At 69.7% G+C, this 23,770-nt stretch carries 20 protein-coding genes and 1 riboswitch; of the genes, 9 read left to right on the top strand and 11 right to left on the bottom strand.

All coding sequences use genetic code 11. From position 1 onward, the window contains the following. The first annotated feature begins 274 nt into the window (after positions 1 to 274). Positions 275 to 389: riboswitch (cobalamin riboswitch) on the top strand. Positions 390 to 416: 27 nt separating this feature from the next. The 4 genes from NLI01S_RS14310 to mmsB are packed head-to-tail and all read left to right on the top strand — an operon-like array spanning position 417 to position 5,066. Further along, positions 417 to 1,916, top strand: coding sequence for a CoA-acylating methylmalonate-semialdehyde dehydrogenase (locus NLI01S_RS14310; protein WP_067604594.1), 1,500 nt, complete (start codon positions 417 to 419; stop codon positions 1,914 to 1,916). Then, complete coding sequence (locus tag NLI01S_RS14305) at positions 1,913 to 3,055, top strand: acyl-CoA dehydrogenase family protein (protein ID WP_067604593.1); 1,143 nt, start codon at positions 1,913 to 1,915, stop codon at positions 3,053 to 3,055. Before NLI01S_RS14310 ends, NLI01S_RS14305 begins: the two co-directional genes overlap by 4 nt. Then, complete coding sequence (locus NLI01S_RS14300; RefSeq protein WP_067604591.1) at positions 3,055 to 4,152, top strand: enoyl-CoA hydratase/isomerase family protein; 1,098 nt, start codon at positions 3,055 to 3,057, stop codon at positions 4,150 to 4,152. Before NLI01S_RS14305 ends, NLI01S_RS14300 begins: the two co-directional genes overlap by 1 nt. After that, complete coding sequence (gene mmsB, locus NLI01S_RS14295) at positions 4,149 to 5,066, top strand: 3-hydroxyisobutyrate dehydrogenase (RefSeq protein ID WP_067604589.1); 918 nt, start codon at positions 4,149 to 4,151, stop codon at positions 5,064 to 5,066. The genes NLI01S_RS14300 and mmsB overlap by 4 nt, the downstream gene beginning before the upstream one ends. A gap of 74 nt (positions 5,067 to 5,140) precedes the next feature. On the opposite strand, the gene NLI01S_RS14290 is transcribed toward mmsB, so the two are convergent. From NLI01S_RS14290 to NLI01S_RS14270, 5 genes are all read right to left on the bottom strand, one after another. Next, positions 5,141 to 6,316, bottom strand: a complete 1,176-nt coding sequence (locus NLI01S_RS14290; RefSeq protein ID WP_067604587.1) for a beta-1,3-glucanase family protein — start codon at positions 6,314 to 6,316, stop codon at positions 5,141 to 5,143. A gap of 141 nt (positions 6,317 to 6,457) precedes the next feature. After that, a complete protein-coding gene (locus NLI01S_RS14285) occupies positions 6,458 to 7,483 on the bottom strand; it encodes a methyltransferase (RefSeq protein ID WP_067604584.1) in 1,026 nt (341 codons plus the stop codon). Between the two features lie 198 nt (positions 7,484 to 7,681). Further along, on the bottom strand, positions 7,682 to 8,818 hold the full coding sequence (locus tag NLI01S_RS14280; protein WP_067604632.1) for a bifunctional 2-methylcitrate synthase/citrate synthase: 1,137 nt from the start codon (positions 8,816 to 8,818) through the stop codon (positions 7,682 to 7,684). Positions 8,819 to 8,833: 15 nt separating this feature from the next. After that, positions 8,834 to 9,727, bottom strand: a complete 894-nt coding sequence (gene prpB / locus NLI01S_RS14275; protein WP_067604582.1) for a methylisocitrate lyase — start codon at positions 9,725 to 9,727, stop codon at positions 8,834 to 8,836. After that, entirely contained in the window at positions 9,727 to 11,235 is a 1,509-nt protein-coding gene (locus NLI01S_RS14270) for an MmgE/PrpD family protein (protein WP_067604631.1), read from the bottom strand. Before NLI01S_RS14270 ends, prpB begins: the two co-directional genes overlap by 1 nt. Before the next feature lie 176 nt (positions 11,236 to 11,411). Between NLI01S_RS14270 and NLI01S_RS14265 the strand changes: the two genes are divergently transcribed. Further along, positions 11,412 to 11,954 carry a GNAT family N-acetyltransferase gene (locus NLI01S_RS14265; RefSeq protein WP_067604580.1) on the top strand — a complete coding sequence of 181 codons (543 nt, stop codon included), beginning with the start codon at positions 11,412 to 11,414 and terminating at the stop codon, positions 11,952 to 11,954. Between the two features lie 304 nt (positions 11,955 to 12,258). Beyond that, positions 12,259 to 13,665, top strand: coding sequence for a short-chain fatty acyl-CoA regulator family protein (locus NLI01S_RS14255; protein ID WP_067604576.1), 1,407 nt, complete (start codon positions 12,259 to 12,261; stop codon positions 13,663 to 13,665). Here NLI01S_RS14255 and NLI01S_RS14250 read toward each other — a convergent pair. The 6 genes from NLI01S_RS14250 to NLI01S_RS14225 form a co-directional block, all read right to left on the bottom strand. Continuing rightward, positions 13,662 to 15,191 (bottom strand): serine/threonine-protein kinase, encoded by a 1,530-nt coding sequence (locus tag NLI01S_RS14250; RefSeq protein ID WP_067604574.1) that lies wholly within the window; start codon positions 15,189 to 15,191, stop codon positions 13,662 to 13,664. The genes NLI01S_RS14255 and NLI01S_RS14250 overlap by 4 nt on opposite strands. Continuing rightward, positions 15,188 to 16,885, bottom strand: a complete 1,698-nt coding sequence (locus NLI01S_RS14245; RefSeq protein WP_067604572.1) for a serine/threonine-protein kinase — start codon at positions 16,883 to 16,885, stop codon at positions 15,188 to 15,190. The genes NLI01S_RS14250 and NLI01S_RS14245 overlap by 4 nt, the downstream gene beginning before the upstream one ends. 55 nt (positions 16,886 to 16,940) lie before the next feature. Beyond that, a complete protein-coding gene (locus NLI01S_RS14240) occupies positions 16,941 to 17,597 on the bottom strand; it encodes a hypothetical protein (RefSeq protein ID WP_067604570.1) in 657 nt (218 codons plus the stop codon). A 100-nt stretch (positions 17,598 to 17,697) separates the two neighbouring features. Next, positions 17,698 to 18,606, bottom strand: coding sequence for a hypothetical protein (locus NLI01S_RS14235; RefSeq protein WP_223809245.1), 909 nt, complete (start codon positions 18,604 to 18,606; stop codon positions 17,698 to 17,700). A gap of 197 nt (positions 18,607 to 18,803) precedes the next feature. Beyond that, a complete protein-coding gene (locus tag NLI01S_RS14230) occupies positions 18,804 to 19,316 on the bottom strand; it encodes a hypothetical protein (RefSeq protein WP_067604568.1) in 513 nt (170 codons plus the stop codon). A 261-nt stretch (positions 19,317 to 19,577) separates the two neighbouring features. Then, a complete protein-coding gene (locus tag NLI01S_RS14225) occupies positions 19,578 to 20,048 on the bottom strand; it encodes a hypothetical protein (protein WP_157091033.1) in 471 nt (156 codons plus the stop codon). A 374-nt stretch (positions 20,049 to 20,422) separates the two neighbouring features. Between NLI01S_RS14225 and NLI01S_RS14220 the strand changes: the two genes are divergently transcribed. From NLI01S_RS14220 to NLI01S_RS14210, 3 genes are all read left to right on the top strand, one after another. Beyond that, positions 20,423 to 21,688: a GAF domain-containing protein gene (locus NLI01S_RS14220; protein WP_067604564.1), complete on the top strand. Its 1,266-nt coding sequence runs from the start codon at positions 20,423 to 20,425 to the stop codon at positions 21,686 to 21,688. A 128-nt stretch (positions 21,689 to 21,816) separates the two neighbouring features. Continuing rightward, complete coding sequence (gene exaC / locus NLI01S_RS14215) at positions 21,817 to 23,340, top strand: acetaldehyde dehydrogenase ExaC (RefSeq protein ID WP_067604561.1); 1,524 nt, start codon at positions 21,817 to 21,819, stop codon at positions 23,338 to 23,340. Then, a complete protein-coding gene (locus NLI01S_RS14210; RefSeq protein WP_067604559.1) occupies positions 23,340 to 23,750 on the top strand; it encodes a DUF779 domain-containing protein in 411 nt (136 codons plus the stop codon). The genes exaC and NLI01S_RS14210 overlap by 1 nt, the downstream gene beginning before the upstream one ends. Positions 23,751 to 23,770: the final 20 nt, after the last annotated feature.

Below are 23,770 nucleotides of genomic sequence, written 5' to 3'. Positions count from 1 at the left end.
AAGACCCCGCCGGTGGTCCGGGTGCAGTAGAGCTGCACGCGCGGGTCGTACAGGGCCGGAAGCACGTCGGCGATGCGAGTGGCGGCGGTGAGGCTGTGGACCACCAGGAGAACGTGCAGGTCGGCGTGGGCGGTGCGCCACGCGGGGGTGAGGGCGAGGGGTCTGCCGGCGGGGGTGTCGTCCTTGGCGGTCACAAGCCGCAGAGCCTACCGGGCGCGAGTGGGGTGACGCCAAGTGCCGGGTCGAGGGTCTGGATTTATTAGGACGTCCAACTATATGGTGGCCCCACCGCGGAGCGGGGAAGCCGGTGCGAGTCCGGCGCGGTCCCGCCACTGTGATCGGGGGAACTCCTCGGAAGTCAGGTCACCGCCCGCGGCCAAGGAACCGTGTGATCCACGAGGATGGAGCGAACACGTATGGTCAGTGAGCTGACGCATTTCGTGCAGGGCGAGAAGGTCCACGGCCGGTCGGGCGTCTTCGGCGACGTCTACGACCCCAACACCGGAAGGGTCCAGGCGCGGGTACCGCTCGCGGATCGGACCGAGACCGAGCAGATCATCACCGACGCCGAGCGGGCCCAGGTCGAATGGGGTTCCTGGAGTCCGCAGCGCAGGGCCCGGGTCCTGCTCCGCTTCCTGCAACTGGTCGAGGACGAGCGGGCGAACATCGCCAAGGCCCTGTCCGCAGAACACGGCAAGACCGTCGCCGACGCCCACGGGGACCTGCAACGGGGCCTGGAGGTGGTGGAGTTCGCCGCCGGCGTTCCGCACCTGTCCAAGGGCGAGTTCACCGACAACGCGGGTACCGGCATCGACGTGCACTCCCTGCGCCAACCCCTGGGCGTGGTCGCGGGCATCACCCCGTTCAACTTCCCCGCCATGATTCCGCTGTGGAAGGCCGCGCCCGCCCTGGCCTGCGGTAACGCCTTCGTGCTCAAACCGTCCGAGCGTGACCCCTCCGTGCCGTTGATGTTGGCGGAACTATTCGTCGAGGCCGGGCTGCCCCCGGGGGTGTTCAACGTGGTCAACGGTGGCAAGGAGGCCGTGGACACCCTGCTCACCGACCCGCGGATCGCCGCGATCGGGTTCGTGGGCTCCACCCCCATCGCGCAGTACGTGTACTCCACGGCCACCGCCCACGGTAAGCGCGCCCAGTGCTTCGGCGGCGCCAAGAACCACATGATCGTCATGCCCGACGCCGACCTGGACCAGGTCACGGATGCCCTGATCGGAGCCGGATACGGGTCGGCCGGTGAACGCTGCATGGCGGTCTCCGTCGCGGTCCCGGTGGGCGAGGAGACCGCCGACGCGCTGGTCGCCAAGCTCAAGGACCGCATCGCGGGACTCCGGGTGGGCGCCTCCGACGACCCCGACGCGGACTTCGGCCCGTTGGTCTCGCGCGAAGCCCTCCAACGGGTCGACGAATACGTCGCGTCGGGCGTGGAGGAGGGCGCCGACCTGGTGGTGGACGGTCGCGGCCACACCGTGCCCGGCCACGAGGAGGGCTTCTTCGCCGGTCCGTCGCTGTTCGACCGGGTCACCCCCGACATGCGGATCCACCGGGAGGAGATCTTCGGGCCCGTGCTGTCGGTGGTGCGCGCCGCCGACTACGAGGAGGCCCTGCGTCTGCCCAGCGAACACGAGTACGGCAACGGAGTCGCCATCTTCACTCGTGATGGAGACACCGCTCGCGACTTCTCGCACCGGGTGAACACCGGAATGGTCGGCGTGAACGTGCCCATTCCGGTGCCGATCGCCTACCACAACTTCGGCGGCTGGAAGCGGTCCGGTTTCGGCGACCTCAACCAGCACGGACCGGACTCGATCCGTTTCTACACCCGGACCAAGACGGTCACCTCGCGTTGGCCCTCCGGGGTCAAGGAGGGCGCGGAGTTCACGATTCCGGTCGTGCGATGAACGCCGCCCTCACCGACGAACAGCGCGCCCTCACCGAGACCGCGCGCGCCTTCGCCGACGAACACCTCGCACCGCACGCCGTCGAGTGGGACCAGGCCAGGCACTTTCCCCTCGACGTGCTCCGCAAGGCCGCCGAACTCGGTATGGGCGGTCTCTACGTCTCCGAGGAGTTCGGGGGCACCGGCTTGACCAGGATGGACGGTGTCCTCGCCTTCGATGCGCTGGCCACCGGCTGTCCGTCCGTGGCCGGGTACCTGTCGATCCACAACATGGTCGCCTGGATGATCGATCGCTACGGCGACGACGCCCAGCGCGTTCGGTGGCTGCCGAACCTGTGCACCATGCAGGCCCTGGGCAGCTACTGCCTGACCGAACCCGAAACCGGTTCCGACGCCGCGTCCCTCACCACCCGGGCGGTCCGCGACGGCGACCACTACGTACTGTCCGGTACCAAGCAGTTCATCTCCGGGGCGGGCGCCTCCGAGGTGTACGTGGTGATGGCCCGCACCGGCGGCGACGGGGCCACCGGCGTCTCCGCGTTCATCGTGCACCGCGACGACCCCGGGCTGTCCTTCGGGGGCGACGAGGCGAAGATGGGCTGGAACGCCCAACCCACCCGACAGGTCCTCCTGGACGGGGTTCGCCTGCCCGCCGACCGGCGGTTGGGCGCGGAGGGCGACGGGTTCCGTATCGCCATGAACGGCCTCAACGGCGGCCGTCTCGGTATCGCCGCCTGCTCACTGGGCGGTGCCCGGCGAGCCCTGGAGGACACCGTGTCCTATCTGGGTGAACGTGAGGCCTTCGGGGTCCCCCTCATCAACGCCCAGGCGCTGCGTTTCCGGTTGGCGGAGATGGCCACCGAACTGGAGGCCGCGCGCTCCCTGCTGTGGCGGGCCGCCGCGGCTCTGGACGCCGGTGACCCCGACGCCGCGCACCTGTGCGCCATGGCCAAGCGATTCGCCACGGAGGCCGGCTACACCGTCGCCGACCACGCCCTCCAGTTGCACGGGGGGTACGGCTACCTCGCCGAATACGGAATTGAGAAGATCGTGCGCGACCTGAGGGTGCACCGAATCCTGGAAGGAACCAACGAGATCATGAGCCTGATCATCGCTCGCGGACTCACCGGGGCCGCCTGATGTCCGACTCCACCACCGATGCCACCGCCCACACCGACGCCACGGTGCTCCTACGGGTCGACAAGGGGCTGGCCCACGCCACCCTCAACCGGCCGCGTTCCATCAACGCCCTCGACCACGACATGCTCCTGGTCCTCGCGGAGGCCCTCGACTCCTGGGAGAAGGACGAGTCCGTCTCCGTCGTGCTCGTCGACGGCGCCGGCGATCGCGGCCTGTGCGCGGGCGGCGACATCCGCGCAATCCGTGCCAGCGCCGTCGACGGTGATGACGGCGCCGCCCGCTTCTGGCGGGAGGAGTACCACCTCAACGCCCACATCGCCCGCTACACCAAGCCCTATGTCGCCTTCATGGACGGCGTCGTCATGGGCGGTGGTGTCGGGGTGTCCGCGCACGGCGGAGTCCGTGTGGTCACCGAGCGCTCCAAGGTGGCCATGCCGGAGACCACCATCGGGTTCGTCCCGGACGTGGGCGGCACCTTCCTGTTGTCACGGGCGCCCGGGGAGACCGGCACCCACCTGGCGCTGACCGGCACGCCGATCGGGGCCGCCGACGCCCTGTACGTCGGCCTGGCCGACCACTTCGTGCCCTCCGAGCGGTTGCCCGAGCTGACCGCCGCGCTCGCCGGCCCGGACTCACGGAGCGCGGTCACCGAGGTGGTGGGCCGCTTCGCGGAGATCGCCCCGGCGGGCACCCTCGCCGACCGCCGCTCGTGGATCGACTCCTGCTATTCCGCCGACACCGCCGAGGAGATCGTCGAACGGCTGCGTGCCCACGCGGACCCGGAGGCGGCAAAGGCGGCCGACACCATCGAGGGCAAGTCGCCGACCTCGGTGAAGACCACCCTGTCCGCGCTGCGCCGCGCCCGGGCCCTGGGCTCGCTGGAGGAGGTCCTGGAACAGGAGTACCGGGTCTCCTGCGCCACGCTGACCTGGCCGGACCTGGTGGAGGGCATCCGGGCGCAGGTCATCGACAAGGACCGTTCGCCGAAGTGGTCCCCGGCCACTCTGGCGGAGGTCGACGCGGCCGTCGTCGAATCGGCGTTCGCGCCCGCGCAGGACGGTCCGCTCGGTCTGAAGGACCCCGGAGGCCGCGTATGAGTGCCGTCGCCTTCGTGGGACTGGGCAACATGGGCGGCCCGATGGCCGCCAACCTGGTGGCCGCCGGGCACGAGGTCGTCGGGTTCGACCTGGTCCCCGACGCCCTGACCCGCGCCGAGCGGAGCGGGGTCCGGGTCGCCTCGTCGGCCGCCGACGCGGTGTCCGGGGTCGACGTGGTCATCACGATGCTGCCGGGCGGGCGCCACCTGCTCGACGCCTACCGAGGTGCAGAAGGGGTCGACGGTGGGCTGCTGGCCGCGGCCCGTCCCGGCACGCTCTTCGTGGACTGCTCCACGGTGGACGTGGCCGACGCCCGTGCGGCCAACGCGTCCGCCGTCGAAGCGGGGCACCGCGCCGTGGACGCCCCCGTCTCCGGGGGCGTGTCCGGCGCCGAGGCCGGGACCCTCACGTTCATGGTGGGGGCCGAGGCTGACGACCTGCCCGTCGCCGAACCGTTGCTGTCGGCGATGGCCGGGCGGGTCGTGCACTGCGGCGGCCCCGGTGGCGGCCAGGCCGCCAAGATCTGCAACAACATGGTCCTGGGCGCGTCCATGCTCGCGGTGAGCGAGGCGTTCGTGCTGGGGGAACGGCTGGGCCTGACCCACCAGGCGTTGTTCGACGTCATGTCCACCGCGTCCGGGCAGTGCTGGTCGTTGACCACCTACTGTCCGGTTCCCGGTCCGGTACCCACCAGCCCGGCCAACAACGACTACAAGCCGGGATTCGCGGCCAGACTCATGGCCAAGGACCTGGGGTTGGCCATGAGCGCGTTGGAACAGACCGGGGTGGACGCGCGGATCGGTGGTCGGGCCGCCGAGGTCTATCGTGCCTTCGCCGACGCCTTGGACGGTGAGCCGAGGGACTTCTCCGCCATCGTGGAGACCGTGCGCGAACGCTCGCGGCCGGAGGCATAGGGGAGAGGTGCCTCACCGGCCACGTGAGATCGACGTGGCCGGCGGGGCGCCGCTCTTTTCCGCTCGGTCCCTGGTCAGAACGGGGTGAGGGTGATCTCCAGGCCGGTGGCCCCGTGGTCTTGGACGTAGGAGGCGAAGTCCTCCACGTCGTCGAAGGCGAACCCGTACGCCTTGCCGTCCTCGGTGTGCTCGTGGAAGACGGCGGCGTAGTGGTTGGCGATCTCGTTCAGGTAGAACGCGGCCGGGTCGTTCGTGGGCTGCTGGGCGGAGTCCAGCAGGGTGGAACGGTTGAGCGCGGCACCGACGATGGCGGCGACCGGTCCGGTGATCCCGTCGTTGGGGGCGGCCAGGGCGCCGTCGCAGAACAGCACGTCCCGGGTGCTGGGCCTGGCGATGGGCGAGACCCCGCCGTCGAACAGCAGTTCGTCGCCTTCCACCCGCCCGGTGAAGGTGCCGGCGTTGGTGGTCACGCTCAGGTCCGTGCCCGCGTAGTGCGACCACACCTGGTCGATGTACGGATCGAAGTAATCGGTCGGGAAGATCCCGCTGTTCAGACCGTGTCCCGGCGCGATGACGCGATCTTCGAAGACGAGCGGGGAGAAATCCGGGTCGGCGGCGAGCGTCTCGAAGATCGCGTCGCGGCCGCCTGGCAGGAGGAACCCGGTGCTCTGGTCGTCGTCACCGGTAAGACGGATGCCGATCGGCACGCTGAACTGGTCCACCATCGAGGTGTTGCAGAACATCCCGTCCTCGTTGTGGGTGAACTCCACGGTGTCGTGCAGGACGTCGAAGGAGTCGTCCTCCTCGACCCAGCCGGCGGGCAGTTGGAGGGCGGGGTTCCCGTTGCCGTCCTCCACGATGCGGATGCCGAGCTTGCCGCCCATGGCCAGGTAGATCCGGCCGGACATGTACGGGAGCGTCATGTCGGCGGGAAGGGCGCCCAGGGGGATCGAGTAGTCCGTGTAGCCGTCGTCGGTGTTGTCGTCGACGCTGACGGGATGGGGCGTGCCACTGGAGTCGACCCAGCAGTGCTGGTCGGTCGTCAGGTCCGTACCGACGATGTACAGGAGGACCTCGTCGTCTCCGTAACGACCGCTGTTGTTGGTCACGCTGACCGGGAGCGCTCCCACATTGGCGGCGTTGTTGACCGGTCTGGCCGCCTGAGGTTGTCCGGCGCAGCCGACGGTGCTCAGCAGGGGAGTGGCGGCGGCGATCGACGCCCCGCCCAGGAAGAGCCTGCGATTGATCATGAGTCGTACTTCTCCTCAGTAGCGGGTTGAAGAGGTGGACCCATGGAGCCAGGGGAGGTGAGTGCGCGTCAATGGGTGGAGTGCGGTCGTTCGAGTGGTGCGCGCGTTACCGGTGGTGACGAGGGTGGGTGGTGACGTAGATCACACAGGCTGGCCCCTGGTGAACTCCAGCAAGGAGACGCCTTCCGAGACATGGTTCCCCGCGAGACCGAGTCCCGCCTGTTCGGCGAGGCGCACCAGTGCCGAGGTGTCCCGCTCCCGGCCGTTGAAGTAGGCGAGCATGCGAAGGTCGAGTTCGCCCACCTCGTCACCACCGGTGTATTCGGCGATCAGGACCCGGCCGTCCGCCCCCGTCACCTCCGCGCAGCGACGCAGGATCCGCACGGCCGAAGCGTCGTCCCAGTCGTGCAGGACCCAGCACAGCAGGTAGGCGTCCCCGCCCTCGGGCAGGGGCTCGAAGAAGCTGCCCTGGACCGCGTCGGCCCGCCCGTCCAGACCGGCCGCGTGGAAGTTCGCACGGGCGGCCTCGGCGGGTCCGGCCAGGTCCAGAACGGTTCCGCGGGGGCGGGGGAATCGCTCCAACAGGGTGCGCAGCAGGGTGCCGTCCCCACCACCGACGTCCACCAGATGGTCCAAGGCGTTCCACTCGAACATGCCGGCCAGGGTGTGGGCCTTCTCCACCATGCGGGTTCCCATCAGCTCGTCGAAGGAGCGGGACCGCGCCGGATCGGCGGACAGGTCGGACCAGAAGTCCGACCCCTCGAAGTGCAGTGAGTAGGCGCTCCTGCCCGTGCGCAGTGCTTCTGCCAACTCGGACAGACACTCGTCGGCCCGTCCGTGGGCGCCGTCCCCCGCGAACCAGCCGAGCCGCGAGTACGGGTGGTCCGTGCGCAGGGTCGCGCCCACCTCGGTGAGGGCGAAACGGTCGCCCTCCAGGTCGAACAGCCCTCGTCGGGCCAGGTACCGCAGCACCCGGGCCAGGCCGTCCGGATCGGCGCCCACCTTCGCGCCGATCTCCTCCGCGGTGCGGGGCCCCTCGGCCAGGTGGTCGGCGACCCGTAGCGTGGCCACGGCCCGGATGGCCATCGGAGTCACCGGACTGGCCAGGTCCCAGAGCCGCCCGGCCGCATCCCTTGCGGCCTCGGTGCTCCCGTGCCCTTCACCCATCGGTACCTCCTCGTGATGCCGCTGCGACTCTCCGGGGAGGCTATCCGGCGGTCCCGGCCCGTGGCGGACGACCGGCGAAGGGTGACCGTTTCCGGTCAATACTCGTGGATCCCCCGCCCGAGGAACCGGCGGTCCCCTCCTGAAGGCCCGGCCCGGCCCAGAGGAGGACGGGGCCGATCTTGTGGGCGCTGCCGCCGGTCAGCCGGCGAGACGCCGCGCGGGCAGCGGCACCGGGCGGCGTTCACGACCCGTGTAGCTGCTCAGCGGACGGATGAGCGCGTTCGCCGCCTGCTGCTCCAGGATGTGCGCCGTCCACCCGGTGATCCGGGCCATCACGAACAGTGGCGTGAAGGTCGGGACCTCGAAGCCCATCAGGTGGTAGGCCGGGCCCGCCGGATAGTCCAGGTTGGGATGGATGTCCTTGCGCTCCACCATCGCCTTCTCCAGGGCCTCGTACAGCTCCATGAGCTCGTCGGCGCCCTTGATCGCGGCCATCTCGTCCAGTGCGTCGCGCATGGTGGGAACCCGGGAGTCCCCGTGCTTGTACACGCGGTGCCCGAAACCCATGATCTTGCGCTTCTCGGCCAAGGCGGTGTCGAGCCAGTCGGCGGCGCGCTCCGCGGAACCGATCTCGTCGAGCATGTGCATGACGGCCTCGTTGGCACCCCCGTGCAGGGACCCCTTCAACGCACCGATCGCCGCCGTCACCGAGCTGTAGATGTCCGACAGCGTCGACGTCACCACCCGGGCGGTGAACGTGGAGGCGTTGAAGCTGTGCTCGGCGTAGAGGATCATCGAGACCTCGAAGCAGCGCACCACCTCGGCCTCGGGCACCTTCCCGAAGCACATGTGGAAGAAGTTCTCCGCGTAGCCCAGCCCCGGATCCGGCTGGATCGGCTCCAGGCCCCGGCGTCGTCGATGGTCGGCGGCCACGACCGTGGGCAGCTTGGCCAGCATCGTCTCGGCCTTGACCCGGTTGGCGGCGACCGAGCCGTCGTCTTCGGTGGGGTCGTCCGCGCCCAGGTAGCTGATGGCGGTGCGCAGCACGTCCATGGGGTGCGCGGTCTCGGGCAGCTTCCGCAGCAGCTCCAGCGTGTGCCGGTCCAGGGCGCGGTTGGCGCGCTCACGCGCGGTGAACTCGCGCAGCTGTCCGGCCGTGGGCAGTTCCCCGTACCAGAGCAGGTGGGCGACCTCCTCGAAGGTGCACGAGTCAGCCAGATCCTGCACCGGGTACCCCCGATAGGTCAGCGAGTTGGAGGCCTCGTCGACCATGGAGATCTCGGTGGTGTCGACCACCACCCCGGCCAATCCCTTGCGAATCGCCGTGTCGGCCATGCTCACCACATCCGTTCAGATCGTGAAGTTGAAGACGTCGCCGTCGAAGGCGTTGTAGGCGGGGTAGTCGAGCAGCTCGTAGAGGCGCTTGCGGGTCTGCATCCGGTCGACGAGACCCGCCTGGGTGCCCTCGTCGCGGATGGTGCGCAGCCCGTCCTCGACGGCGCCCATGGCCAGACGCAACGTGGTGACCGGGTAGATCACCAGGTTCAACCCGAGCGATGCGAGCTGTTCGGCGGTGAGTAGCTCGCTCTTGCCGAACTCGGTCATGTTGGCCAGCAGCGGGACGTCAACGGCCTTGCGGAACGCCTCGAAGTCGGCCGGCCCGCGCATCGCCTCGGGGAAGACCATGTCGGCGCCCGCGTCCACGTAGACCTTGGCTCGTTCGATGGCGGCGTCCAAGCCCTCCACGCCTGCGGCGTCGGTGCGGGCGCAGATCACGAAGTCCTCGTCGCGGCGGGCGCTGACGGCTGCGCGGATCCGACGGACCATGGTTTCGGTGTCGATGACGGTCTTGCCGTCCAGGTGACCGCAGCGCTTGGGGTTGACCTGGTCTTCCAGATGGCAGCCGGCGATCCCCGCGTCCTCCAGGGACCGCACGGTGCGGGCCGCGTTCATCGGCTCACCGAAACCGGTGTCGGCGTCGATGATCGTGGGCAGATCGGTGACCCGGGCGATCTGGTGCCCGCGACCGACGACCTCGGACAGGGTGGTCAGGCCGATGTCGGGCAGGGCCAGGTCGGCGGCGATCACCGCGCCCGACACGTACGTGGCGTCGAAGCCGAGCTCCTGGACGAGGACCGCGGTGAGCGGGTTCATCGCACCGGGGACCCGAAGCAACCGGCCCGAGGCCAGGTCCTCGCGCAGGCGGCGGCGCTTGGCGTTCGGTGTGGCGGTGGCGTTCAACATCAGAAGATCCCCTTGGAGGTCGGCAGGTCGCGCGGAACGGTGGCCGCGTCCTCGGTGAAGGACAGCCGATGGACCTCCTCGGCGGTGAGCTGGGGGAGTCGCTCCACCAGCGCCAGGAAACGATCCTGTTCCTCCGGGGAGACCACGCCGTCCGCCAACGCGCGGAACTTGGCGACGTAGTCCGGACGTGTGAAGGGACGGGCGCCCAGCGGATGGGCGTCGGCCATGGCGATCTCGTCCTCGATGACGCTTCCGTCCGCCATCTCCACGACCACCCGGCCGCCGAAGGCCTTCTTGTTCGGGTCGGTGGCGTGGTAACGCTCGGTCCACTCAGGGTCCTCGACCGTGGAGATCTTGTGCCACAGCTCGACGGTGTCGGGGCGTTGGGTCCGCTCGGGGGAGTAGGAGTGCTCGTGGTGCCACTCCCCGTCCTGCAGGGCCACGGCGAAGATGTAGGGGATGGAGTGGTCCAGGGTCTCCCGACTCGCCTTCGGATCCATCTTCTGCGGGTCGCCGGAGCCGGTGCCGATCACGTAGTGCGTGTGGTGGCTGGTGTGGATGGTGATCGCGCGGACCTTCGAGGTGTCGCCGACCTTCGGGCCGAGCCGGCGGGCCAGGTCGATGAGGGCCTGGCTCTGGTACTCGGCGGAGTGCTCCTTGGTGTAGGTCTCCAGGATGCCGCGCTTCACCTCGCCCGGGGCGGGAAGTTCCACGACGTACTCGACGTCGGGACCGCCGAGCAGGTAGGCGATGAAGCCGTCCTCGCCCTCGTACGCGGGTGAGGGGGCGTCCTCTCCGCGCATCGCCCGGTCCATGGACTCCACGGCCATCTTCCCGGCGAACGCGGGCGCGTAGGCCTTCCAACTGGAGATCTCGCCCTTGCGGGACTGGCGCGTGGTGGTGGTGACGTGCAGGGCCTGCTGGATCGCCTGATAGACGATCTCGGTGTCCGGTTCCAGCAGCGTGCCGATGCCCGCGGCGGCCGACGGGCCCAGGTGGGCGATGTGGTCGATCTTGTGCTCGTGCAGGCAGACGCCCTTGACCAGTGCCACCTGGATCTCGTAGCCGGTGGCGATGCCCCGCACCAACGAGCGGCCGTCCTTGCCCAGGTGCTGGGCCACGGCCAGGATCGGCGGGATGTTGTCGCCGGGGTGCGAGTAGTCGGCGGCCAGGAACGTGTCGTGGAAGTCCAGTTCGCGAACCGCGACCCCGTTCGCCCAGGCCGCCCACTCCGGTGAGACCCGGGTGGGGGTCGGAGTGCCCATGATCGTGGCGCCCGGGTCCAGCGGATGCCGGGTGGCCTGCGCCCGCGCGCTGCGGACGGGGCGTCGGCGCAGGGAGGCCGCGGCCACGGCGGCGTTGTCGATGATCCGGTTACCGACCATCTCCACCACGGAGGGTTCGACCTCGACCGGGTCGGTCGCCACGGACGCGATCCGGTGGGCCAGCTGTTCCTCCTTGGCGGGTCCCTCGGAGCTCCGGTGGGTCCGGATGCGATGCTGCACCATGTTCATCCCCTCGACGCGGTTGTTGTGCAGCCGAGATTGGCACGGGCGTAATGCGGGTGGAAGGCCTTAAACCTGCTGAGTTCCGCTAAGTCGAGGGGGTGATTTCGCTAATCCTGTTAAGGAATTTCGAGTAATGAAGTTGCCCTTGGGCGGCTCGAACCTATAGAAAAGCTTGAATGCTCAGAGGTAACAAGGTCGGGCTCAGGGCTCGGCACGAGGAAGACATTCCGGTCCTTCAGGCCGATCTCTACGACGACCCGGTCGTCCACTCACGGGCCCAGGGCAGCCCCTGGCGGCCGACGATGCCCGGTTCGCGGAGCTCCCCGGTCGTGGTGGACGACAGCGCACAGGGGTACGTCGCGTTCTCCGTCGTGGACCTGGAGAGTGACGCGCTGGTCGGGACGGCGACCTTCTGGGGGATCGACGACCACAGCCGGTCCGCGCACATCGGCCTGGGGGTGCTGTCCTCCGCCCGTGGCAAGGGCTACGGAACCGACATCGTCGCGGTGCTGTGCCACTACGGCTTCGTCCTGCGCGGCCTCCACCGGCTCCAGGCCGAGACGCTGGCCGACAACACGGCGATGCTGCTCGCCGCCGAGCGCAACGGTTTCGTGCGCGAGGGCGTCACGCGCTCGTCGGCCTGGGTGCTGGGCGAGTTCTTGGACGAGGTGGTGCTCGGCCTCCTCGCCGACGAGTGGAGGTCATCCCGGAAAGGGTGAGTTCCCGCCGAATCCGATCGGTTCCCGGAAGGGTGCGACCCCCTCGCGAGGCCGCGCCGCGGCCCTGGACCGCGGCGTTCACGCACGAAGGCCCGCGGAGCGCGCACGTCTTCCTCGACGGCGACGAGGTCACGGGCATCACCGACCGGTCCGAGTCGAGCCGGGGTGACGCCGTGCACGACCTCGCCACCGTGGTCCGGTGTGCTGAGTTCGGCTAAGGCCTCCTCCCGTTCCGGCTAAGTCTGCTAACGCCTGGTGAGACACCTTCGGGTTAGTCTGGCGGGGATGGAAGGGGGCGATCGCCGTGCGCAAGGTCTTCGCGGGGCCGCGGTTGCGCAGGCTGCGGCAGGAACACTCGCTCAAACAGTCCGAACTCGCCCGTGAGCTGGGCATCTCCGCCGGTTACCTCAACCAGATGGAGCACAACCAACGCCCGCTCAGTGTGCCCGTCCTCCTTCGCATCACCGAAGCCTTCGGGGTGGACCCGAGCTTCTTCGCGACCGGCGACACCTCGCGTCTGATCGCCGAACTCCGTGAAGCCCTCACCGACGTGCCCACCGGGGACCAGGTCGGTACGGAGGAACTCGACGAACTCGCCTCCGCCATGCCCTCGGTCGCCCGAGCCCTCGTGGACCTGCACCGTCGCTATCGGGACGTCGCCGGTCAGGCCGCCGCGCTGGCGGAGGGCAGGGACGGCGGCGCCACATCCGTGGCTCCCATGGCCTACGAACAGGTCCGGGACTTCTTCTACGAACGCCACAACTACATCGGGGAACTGGACGAGCTCGCCGAGGAACCGGCCCACGGGGAGGGCGTCGAACCGGGCAAGGCGCACCTGGTCCTCAGCCGACTCCTGGCCGAACGGCACGGGGTCAGAGTGGAGACCGTCGACCAATCGTCCAGGAACCGGACGTTCGACCCCGAACGACGCGTGTTGTCACTGGCGGGGCACCTGCGCCCCGGCCAGCGGGCCTTCCAGCTCGGCACCCAGTTCGCCTTCCTGGAGCACGGCGACCTGTTGGACGAACTCGCCCGCAGCGAGGAACTCACCACCGAACAGGCGGTCCGCCTGGCACGGATCGGTCTGGCCAACTACTTCGCGGGCGCGTTCATCCTGCCCTACAGGGACTTTCGGATGACCGCCGAACAGGAACGCTACGACGTCGAGCTGCTCGCCGACCGGTTCGGGGTGGGCTTCGAGACGGTCTGCCACCGCCTGTCCACGTTGCAGCGCCCCGGCCTGAAGGGCGTCCCGTTCTCGTTCGTCCGAGTGGACCGTGCCGGCAACATGTCCAAGCGTCAGTCCGCCACCGGCTTCCACTTCTCCCGCTCGGGCGGCACGTGCCCGTTGTGGAACGTCTACGCCGCGTTCTCCGCCCCGGACGTCATCCAGCGGCAGATCGCGCAGATGCCCGACGGGCGCACCTACTTCTGGGTCGCGCGTACCGTCACCCGTGGCTATGGCGGCTACGGGGCACCCGGCAAGACCTTCGCGGTGGGCCTGGGCTGCGAGCTGCGGCACGCCCACCGCCTGGTCTACTCCACCGGCCTGAACCTGGAGGACCCGTCGGCCGCCACCCCGATCGGCCTGGGCTGCAAGGTCTGCGAACGCCCCGCCTGCCCGCAGAGGGCCTTCCCGCCGGCGGGTCGGGCGCTACTGGTCAACGAGAACGCCGGCACCGTCTCCCCGTATCCGGTCGCCGAACCCTAGGCGCAGTCCCGCGCGTCGGGCGACAGGGTGCCGGCCGGGGCGTCGTAGCAGAGGCTGATCGGTGGGAACCCGGACACCCCGGGGGCGTGGTCGGCGTCGGAGAAGGTGAGTCGTCCCTGGTCGGGAGCGTCGGGGAAGGTCAGGTCGAGTTCGTCGCCGATCTCCACCGGACCGGGTGATTCAAGGGGTGCCAGTGGAGCGGTCGGGGTGGTGATGGTGAGCATCGCGGGGACGTCGTGCCCCTCCACCAGGTTGAGCACGCTCACCGAGAACCGGACCCCCTCGGCGACGTCCTCCACGGAGGTCACCGACACGTAGGTGAGCGTCTCGAACCGGTCCGGGGTCGCCTGGAAGGTCGTGTACCCGTCGGGGGAGACGAAGGTCTGGACCTCCCACTCCGCGTTGGTGCCGAAGGGGGTCGGCGCCGGTGGCTCCCACCCGGATTCCTCGGACGCCCCCTCGCCGTCGACCTCGGTCCCTTCCGCGGACTCGTTCCCCGCCGCGCCTTCGCCTCCCTCGTCGGTGAGCGCCCGGGCGGCCAGGAGCCCACCACCCGCCGCACCGAGCACGAGCACGGTCGCGCTCGCGGCCAACAGCACCTTCCGGCCTCCACGAGCCGGGGGAGCCGGTGGCTCCGCGGCCACCCCTGTCCACTCCCGGTCCAGCAGCGCGCCCACCGCGTCCGACAACCCCTCCCCACCCGGGTGACCGGTCAGTGTCGCCGCGAGCCACGCCGCAGTGGGCCTGCGCGCGGGGTCCTTGTCCAGGGCCGCCGTCACCAGGGGCGACAGAGCCTCCGGGAGTCCCGCCAGGTCGGGCGCCCGGTCCAGGACCCGGTGCGCCAGGGACTCGGTGGAGCCCGCGCCGAAGGGTGGCCGGCCGGTCGCGGCGAAGGCCACCAGGGCACCCCAGCCGAACAGGTCGGCGGCGGGCGTGGCCGGCGCTCCCCGCAGTACCTCCGGGGCGATCCATCCGGGTGTGCCCACGAGCCCACCGGTACGGGTCAGGGCCGTCTCGTCGATGGCCCGGGCGATGCCGAAGTCCAGCACCTTGGGCCCGTCGGGTGCGAGGATGACGTTGCCCGGTTTGAGGTCGCGGTGCACGATCCCCGCGATGTGCGCGGCGACCAGGGCCTCCGCCACCCCGCCGGCCAACCCGCGCAGCAGGTTCGGCGGCAGCGGTCCGTGTTCTCGCACGTGGGCGGAGAGCGACGACCCGGGCACGAACTCGGTGACCAGCCACGGCACGCCGCCGTCCCGACCGGACCCGAGCAGCGCCGGTACGCAACGACTCTCGACCCGCCCGAGCAGCCGGATCTCCCGGGTGAACCGTTCGCGCAGCCCGGGGTCCTCGGTCAGTTCCTCGCGGATGACCTTGATCGCCGTGTACCGGCCCCGCCTCCCGATCCCGGCGTAGACGGTGCCCATGCCACCGGTACCGATCCGCCCGACGACGCGCATGCCGCCGACGGTCTCCGGGTCGTCGGGGCGCAACGGGGAGAAGCCCGTGGTCGTGTGGCCGCTCATTCGGGTCGCTCCGTGGGACAGGGCACGTACTCCTCGTCGGTCATGTCGACCGGGGGGTAGGGGTGCCAGTTCATGTAGCAGGTGTAGACACCGGCCACCTCGGCCGTACCGCCGACGGCGTTCGCGGCCGGCCGGTAGGTCAGCAGCCCGCTCTGCGGGGCGTCGGCGAAGTCCACCTCGAACTCCGCGTTCGGTGTGTCCGTGGAGACCGTGGCGACCACTTCGTCACCCGGGGCGGTGTGCGCGGGACGTCCGTCGACGGTGGGGTCGTCCGGTAGCGGATCCCACTCGTCTCCCACTTCGAGGAGGACGAAGTCGCCGGCCCGCAGGGTGAACTCGCCTTCGTCCGCCAGGTACTCCAGTTCACCGATCACCTTGACGCCGCTCTGCCGCTGGACGTCGGCGTACACGGTGTTGACGTCGACGCTCGCCACCACGAACTCCGCCCGGTCCACCCCCTCCGGCAGGGCGGAGCCGGCTCCGTCGAACCCGGGGGTGAGGTCGAGGGTCCCATCGGGATCGGAGTGCACCATGAACAGACCGTTCGAGGCGATCTCCACCGCCACCTGTTCGCCGGTCTCGTCGCCGGCTCCGTCACCGACTTCTTCGGTGGCCCCTCCGTCGGCCCCCACGTCCGTTCCCACCGGCTCTTGCGAGAACCGGTCGCCCGCCACCCACGCGGCCGACGCCACCAACACCAGCGCGGACACGGCGGCCCCCGACAGGAGTCGGGGCCGACGCCGTCTCGGACGCCGACGCGGGACCGGGTCCCCGGTGAACACGGTGGGCGGGGGCGGTGCCTCCCACCCCTGCCGCAGCACCCGGGTGACGAGTTCGGTGGCATCCGATCCCGGATCGACCACCGTGGCCCGGTCCGTGCCGAGCAGCTCCGCGAGTGTCTGCTCCACGGTGGGCCTTTGCCGTGGATCCTGCCCGGTCGCGGCTCGTACCAGGGGCATCAGCGAGTCCGGAACCCCCGCCAGGTCCGGTTTGCCGTCCAGTACCCGCACCGCCATCGTCTCGGCCGACCCCGTCCCGAAGGGGGAACGCCCGGTGGCCGCGTAGGCGACCAGCCCACCCCAGGCGAAGACGTCCGCGGCGACCGATGGCGGGGCGCCCTTGAGGAGTTCGGGGGCCACCCAGCCGGGGGTGCCGAACAGTCCACCGGTGCGGGTGATGGCGGTTTCGTCGATGGCCCGGGCGATGCCGAAGTCCAGCACCTTGGGCCCGTCGGGTGCGAGGATGACGTTGCCCGGTTTGAGGTCGCGGTGCACGATCCCGGCGGCGTGGATGGCCCGCAACGCCTCGGCGACACCGGTCGCGAAGGCGTGCAGGGACGCCCCCGTGAGGGGGCCGTGTTCGCGGACGTGTTGACGCAGGGTCGGCCCCGACACGTACTCGGTGGCCAACCAGGGTTGGTCCGCGGCGGTGTCCTGGGCCAGGAACCTCGGCACGCACGGGCCGACGACCCGACCGACCAGGTCGGCCTCACGTCGGAACCGTGCCCGGAACTCGGGGTCGGTGGCCAGGTCACCGTGGACGAGCTTGACGGCGACCAACTCACCGGCGGGGGATCGAGCGGCGTACACGGCGCCCATGCCTCCGGCGCCGAGGCGCCCCACGGTCCGGTACCCGCCGATCTCGACGGGATCGCGGGGCTTCAGGGGAGGAAAGGACGGAACGTCGGTGGTCACGGGCACTCCCGGGGGATGCGGATGCGAAGGTGTGCGCGGCGCGAGCGGGTGTGTCCTAGCGGGGCCCGTGACCGTAGTACCACTGCTGTCGTTCGGCGATCAGGCGACGTTGGAACCGGCCGCGTCGCACCGCCGTGGTGATGATGATCGTCAACCCGATCACCAGGCCCAGGAAGGACGGGACGAGTGCCCACAGGAGGGTCGAGCCCACGCCTCGCACGATCTCGGCGCCACCGTCCCCGTTGTCGGTCACCGCGAACTCGGTGGTGGTGGAGCCATCGGAACAGGACAGGGTGTACTCGCCCGCCTCGCTGAGCTCGTACGTCCCCACCAGGGACCAGCTCTCGGCGCCGGTGTCGACGTTGTGGCTGTACCCCGGGTTGTCGAAGCCGGCTTCACCGCCGTCGGGCAGCAGCAGGACGCACGCTCGTCCGCCGCCGCCCGAGGACGAGTACAGACCGAGCTGGAATCCGGGGTCCGCCACGGTGAATGAGCTCTCCTGACCCGAGGTCACCCGGGCCTCGAACTCGGGGATGCTCACCGTGGATACCAGGGAGAGCACGAAACCCACGATCGCGGTCGCGATGCCGCCGGCGATGACGAGGGCGCCGATGACGAACCAGCCCCTTCCGGGCCGGACCTCGCGCGCGTCGACGTGGATGTTCGGTCGGCCGTGGGGGCCGGGGTGACCGTAAGGCGGGTGCTGACTCATCGCAGTTCTACCTCGACCGGGTGTGAAAGCGCCGGTGGGCGGTCCGCCGGCGGTTGTTCGTTGAGACGCGCGCCGGTCGGACTTCGTTGCACGAACCCGGTCAACCGTTTCGGACGGCCGCCCCGCGTGCTCGTCTCGCCATGCGCTCCGTGTAGGTCGCCCGCCGGATCACGAGGGTGACGAGCGTCGCGATCATCGTGACGACTCCGAGGAGGATGGTCCCGAGGACGGTCAACGCCAGGAGCATGCCCCGCCGATCGGCCTCGTGGGCGGTCCGGGTCTCCGCGATCACATGCGACTGTTCGAGGGCTCCGTCGCAGGTCAGTGTATAGAGGCCCGATGTGTGGACGTTCACCGAGTACTCCAGTCGCCAGTCGTCCCAGCCGTGGCCGACCTCGCGTTCGGTGATCCGGGGGTACTCGGGGCCGTCGATGGCGCAGTTCCCCACGTGGAGCTCCGAGGGGGAGGCGTACAGGCCGAGCTCCCCGACGTTCTCGGGCTGGACGTAGAACTCGGTGGACCCGCTCCCCTCCACCACGTCGGAGACGAGTTCGGGGGTCCTTTCGAGGCCTGAGAGCCCGCCGCCGAACAGGTGGAAGAGCAGCAACCCGACGCCGACGAAGGCGGGCGGGATGAGCGGGACGAGGAAGAACCACCTGCGTCGGGGACGGCGGTCCTTGGCCGGGGTCGCGGGTGCTCGCGGCGGTGGCGCGGGCATGGGACGGAAACCGAATCGCGCCTGCTCGGCCGCGATGATCGCCTGGTGGCGCACGGCGTTCAGCCGCGCCAGACGCGTGGACCTGGTGATGAACACGCCAAGGACGATGCCGAACGTGGCGAAGATGGCCAGGACCAGCACCAGGACGGTCAGCACGCCCACCCAAGCGGGCACCTCGAACCACTCGGTGAGGGTCAGCACCACGACCATGAAGACGATCGCCGCGGGCATCAGGGAGCCGCCGACCCAGTACCAGCGCCGACTCGGACGGATCGTCTTCGGGTCCGGCACCGGAGGGATCGGCGGAGTCGGCCGGGGTGGTGGGCCCGACGGAAGAGGAGGCGGCGGACCGGGAGGGTCGGGAGGGCCGGGGGGATCAGGTGGTCCGGGTGGCCCGGTGGGTGGTGCGGGCGGTGGTGACCCGGGAGGAGGGCCGGCCAGGGCCGGAGCGAGGGCCTCGGGAGCCTCGGTGGTTTCCAAAAGGAGCGTCACGGCTGGACCGGCCTCCGTCCCCTGGCCTGTTCCATCTCGCGGACCATGTGCTCGGTCACCGCGCGCCCGCGGTGTCCCGCGCGGGCGATGACGGTGCCGAACACCAAGAGCATGGACACCAGCAGAGACAAGGAGAGGATCAGGGGTGCCCACTGTCCGTATCCGGGAAGCGGCACCGTCGCGATCGGCATGAGCGCCACTCCCGCGACGATCCACAGCCGCCGGGGTCGGACGTCCTTTGCGGCGGGCCGAAGCGGAGGACTCGGGTACGGCATCGCTTGGTCACGGCGCAGGCAGGCCTCGTGCCAGAGGTGTTGGGCGTGCAAACGTTGCCTCCTGGTCCTGTTGTGGGCCCGGATGGAGAACAGCGTGATGAGGGCCGCGGTCGAAATGAAACCGATGAGAACGAAGAGCGCGGCCCAGGCCTGACCGACCGTCTCGGAGGAGGCGCCCAGGAGGACCGAGAGGGCGCCGAGCACCAGGAACCCGGGCGGGACCGAGAGGACCATCCAGTACCAGGTGCGCGACGGACCGTACTCGTACGCGATGGGAGGCGGTGGTTGCGGGGGTCCCGGGTGAGCCCACGTCCCGCCGTGCGCGTACGAAGGTGGCGGTGCCGCCGGGGGCTGAACGGGGGACCAGGGGGCCATCGCTCGCGGGTGGGCGGGCGGGGCCAGGCGTGGTGGGCCGGTCGGTCGCCGTTCCTCCCCGGAATCGGGGCGGGACGACGGTTCGAATGGTTGCGACATGGGGGTACCTGTTGGTTCGGATCAGGGATGTCGGGCGGCGGAACGGCGACGCACGGTGGTGACCCCCGCGACCACGATCGCCGCGAGGAGGAGGGGCGGGGCGACGAAGAAGATGATGACGGCGGTCACGTAGAGCTGGGCCTTCACGGCGTGAAGGGGGCCCGCGCCCGCGAGAACGTACTCGTCAGCGCCATCTGTGCAGGTGATCCAATAAATACCGGGTTCGGAGGTGTCCAAAGGGCCGAGGGTGTCCCAATCGCCATAACCCTCCGCATTGAGATACCACGTATCGGGACCGTTCAGCTCTCCGTCCGGATCGTAGTAAATGCAGGTTCTGGACTCATCGGTGCTGCTCGAGAAGAGCGCCCAGGTCTTGGTGTCTCCCTCCTCGATCTCGAGCTCGATCATGTCGTCGTCGCTGGTGAACCGTTCGGTGATGTTCGGAGAGACCTTGATCGGGTTCGCGTTCAGCAGGAGGGACAGACCGAACAACAACACCGCGGCGATCGCGAGGCCGATGGACCACCGGTAGTCGCGTACAACGGACGTCTTCTGTGCCGGTGCCGGTGAGGGGCCACCCGGGTGACCAGGGCCGGCGAAAGGCGCGGGTGGTACGGGGTTCCCATGTGGGTGCTGAGGGGGATTGGGCATACACGAAGTGTGGCAGAACGCCCTGACATAAGCGGAATCGAGCGCCTTGGTCTCCGTGGGACGTGGGGCCTGGCGGGTACATACATGTCGTGAGCGGGGCAACTCGTCAGTAGTTCTGGTGAACCCCTTGTCAAGACCCTCACCTGGGGATTCAATCAGGGTCCAGAGGCGAATGGACGCTGGGAGCGCAGCCACCGCGACGGAGGGACCCACCGATGTCCAGGGCATGGAACGCGTGGTCATGGGAGACCGACCCGGACAGCGTGCGCCGGGACGTGGCCGTCGCGCACGAACGCTTCACCGACTCCGGCCGACTCAGCTCTCGCGTGCGCTCGGTGGTCGGTGATTCCTGGCGGCGCAGCGCCCGACACGGGGTCGACCCGGACCGGACACTTCCCCGGCTCGAAGTCACCGGACCAGCCCTGGACGACCAGCGCGACGCGCACCCGCTCGCCGCCACCATGCCGTTGCTGCGACGGCTGCTACTCGAGGGCGCCCCGGGCCCCCAGATCCTCGCGGTCGGCGACGTGTCCGGACGCCTGCTGTGGGTGGAGGGCGACTCCGGGCTGCGCACCCGGGCCGAGGACATGCACTTCATGGCGGGCGCGAACTGGCACGAACGTTCGGCCGGTACCAACGCCCCCGGGGTCGCCCTGGCCCTGGACCACGAGGTGCAGGTCTTCGCCAGCGAGCACTTCAGTCGGGGAGTGCAGCACTGGAGCTGCTCCGCCGCGCCCCTGCACGACCCCGACACCGGCGGGCTCCTGGGAGTCCTGGACCTCACCGGCGGCGACCACCTGGCCTCGCCACAGGCGTTGGCGCTGGTCCGGGCCGCGGCGGCCGCCGCCGAGATGGAGATCCGGGCCCGTCGACTCAGCGGGCTCCTACCCACTCCACGTGACCCGCGCGCCCCGGCCCGATTCCGGGTGCTCGGCCGTGACCAGGGACTCCTCGAAGTGGACGGCCGCTCCGTCGAGCTCAGTACCCGCCACTCCGAGATCCTCCTGCTGTTGACGCGCCACCCACGGGGTCTGACCGGCGACGCCCTCGGCGTCCTGCTGAACGAACGCGACGCCTCCCCGGTGACGATTCGGGCGGAGATGTCGAGGATGCGCCGCCTGCTGGGCAACGACCTGCTCGCCTCCCGCCCCTACCGGCTGCTCCGGCCGGTACGCACCGACCTGGACGAGGTGCGCGAACACCTGGGTAAGGGCGACTACCGCCAGGCCGTCAACGTCTACGAAGGGCACGTGCTGCCGCGTTCGGAGGCCCCGGGAGTGGTGGAGGAGCGCGACGAACTCCAGGCGGAGGTGTGCGAGGTGCTCGCCACGCACGCCGACCCGCGGACCCTGCTGGTGTGGTCGGAACAGCCGGAGTGGCGGGAGGACCCTCGGGTGCTCGACGCCGCGTTGCGCGCCACCGACCCGGGATCGCCCCGGCACGCCACACTGCGGGTCCGTCTGCGCAGGTCGGGAAGCTGAACGCGGGTTCGCGCACCGTTGCAACGTGGTCGCAACCTCGACGTAACTAGCGTCACACTCGACCGTCCCTGGGAATTCCGCGCCGGGGCGGGGACCACCGGCGCTCCCACGTCGAAGGAGGCACACCCATGGCGATCTACGCTCCCCCCGGTGAGGCCGGCAGCGTCGTCCAGTACGCGCCGCGTTACGACAACTGGATCGGAGGCGAGTGGGTCAAGCCGGTCAAGGGACGCTACTTCGAGAACCCCACACCGATCACCGGGCGCACCTTCACCGAGGTGGCCCAGAGCGGTGCCGACGACATCGAACTCGCCCTCGACGCCGCGCACGGAGCCGCGCCCGCGTGGGGCCGCACCAGCGCGGCCGAGCGCGCGTTGGTCCTCAACAAGATCGCCGACCGCATGGAGGAGAACCTCGAACGGATCGCGGTCGCCGAGTCCTGGGAGAACGGCAAGGCGGTTCGTGAGTGCCTGGCCGCCGACATACCGCTGGCCATCGACCACTTCCGCTACTTCGCCGGCGCGGTCCGGGCCCAGGAGGGCCACAGCTCCCAGATCGACGGTGACACCGTCGCCTACCACTTCCAGGAACCGCTGGGCGTGGTCGGCCAGATCATCCCCTGGAACTTCCCGATCCTCATGGCGGTCTGGAAGATCGCCCCGGCCCTGGCGGCCGGCAACGCCATCGTCCTCAAGCCCGCCGAACAGACGCCCGCGTCCATCCTGCTCCTGATGGACGTCATCGGTGACCTGTTGCCGCCGGGCGTGCTCAACGTCGTCAACGGCTTCGGTGTGGAGGCGGGCAAGCCGCTGGCCTCGAACCCGCGCGTGCGCAAGGTCGCCTTCACCGGTGAGACCACCACGGGCCGGCTGATCATGCAGTACGCGTCGGAGAACCTCATCCCGGTCACCTTGGAACTGGGCGGCAAGAGCCCCAACATCTTCTTCGAGGACGTGGCCGCCGAGCGCGACGCGTTCTACGACAAGACGCTGGAGGGCTTCACGATGTTCGCCCTCAACCAGGGTGAGGTGTGCACCTGTCCGTCCCGTGCGCTGGTTCAGGACTCCATCTACGACGGATTCATGGCCGACGCCCTGGAACGGGTGGGGCGCATCAAGCAGGGCGATCCGCTGGACACCGACACCATGATGGGCGCTCAGGCCAGCAACGACCAGCTGGAGAAGATCCTGTCCTACATCGACATCGGCCGTCAGGAGGGCGCCAAGGTGCTCACCGGTGGCGGCCGGGCCGAGATGGAGGGCGACCTGGCGGGCGGCTACTACGTCACCCCCACGATCTTCGAGGGCCAGAACAACATGCGGATCTTCCAGGAGGAGATCTTCGGCCCCGTGGTCTCCGTGGCCCGGTTCGACGACTACGCCGACGCCATCAAGATCGCCAATGACACCCTGTACGGGCTCGGATCGGGCGTGTGGTCGCGCAACGGCAACACCGCCTACCGGGCCGGCCGCGACATCCAGGCCGGTCGTGTGTGGGTGAACAACTACCACGCCTACCCGGCGCACGCCGCCTTCGGTGGCTACAAGCAGTCGGGGATCGGGCGCGAGAACCACAAGATGATGCTCGACCACTACCAGCAGACCAAGAACCTGCTGGTCAGCTACTCGGATCAGGCGATGGGGTTCTTCTGATGGGCACCTCCGGCGGCGAGACCACGGGGGAGCGGGTGGCGGTGACCGACCCCGCGGCGGCCCTGCTGCGGGAGCTGACCGCCGACCACGGTCCGCTGATGTTCCACCAGTCCGGCGGCTGCTGTGACGGCAGTTCACCGATGTGCTATCCGCTGGGGGAGTTCCGTACCGGAGCCTCCGACGTGCACCTCGCGGACCTGGACGTGGGGCTGCCGGAGCCGGTGCCGGTGTGGATGTCCCGCTCGCAGTTCGAGCTGTGGAGCCACACCCACCTGACCATCGACGTCGTTCCCGGACGGGGGTCGGGGTTCTCCGTGGAGGCCCCGACCGGACAGCGGTTCCTGATCCGGTCCCGGTTGATGAGCGACGAGGAGGCGATTCGACCGGACACGCAGACCACTACCGAATAAGGGAACCGGGGCCGGTCGGG

This window comes from Nocardiopsis listeri NBRC 13360 (genome assembly GCF_001570765.1).
GTDB lineage: Bacteria > Actinomycetota > Actinomycetes > Streptosporangiales > Streptosporangiaceae > Nocardiopsis > Nocardiopsis listeri.
This window is presented reverse-complemented; position numbering and strand designations above follow the sequence as displayed.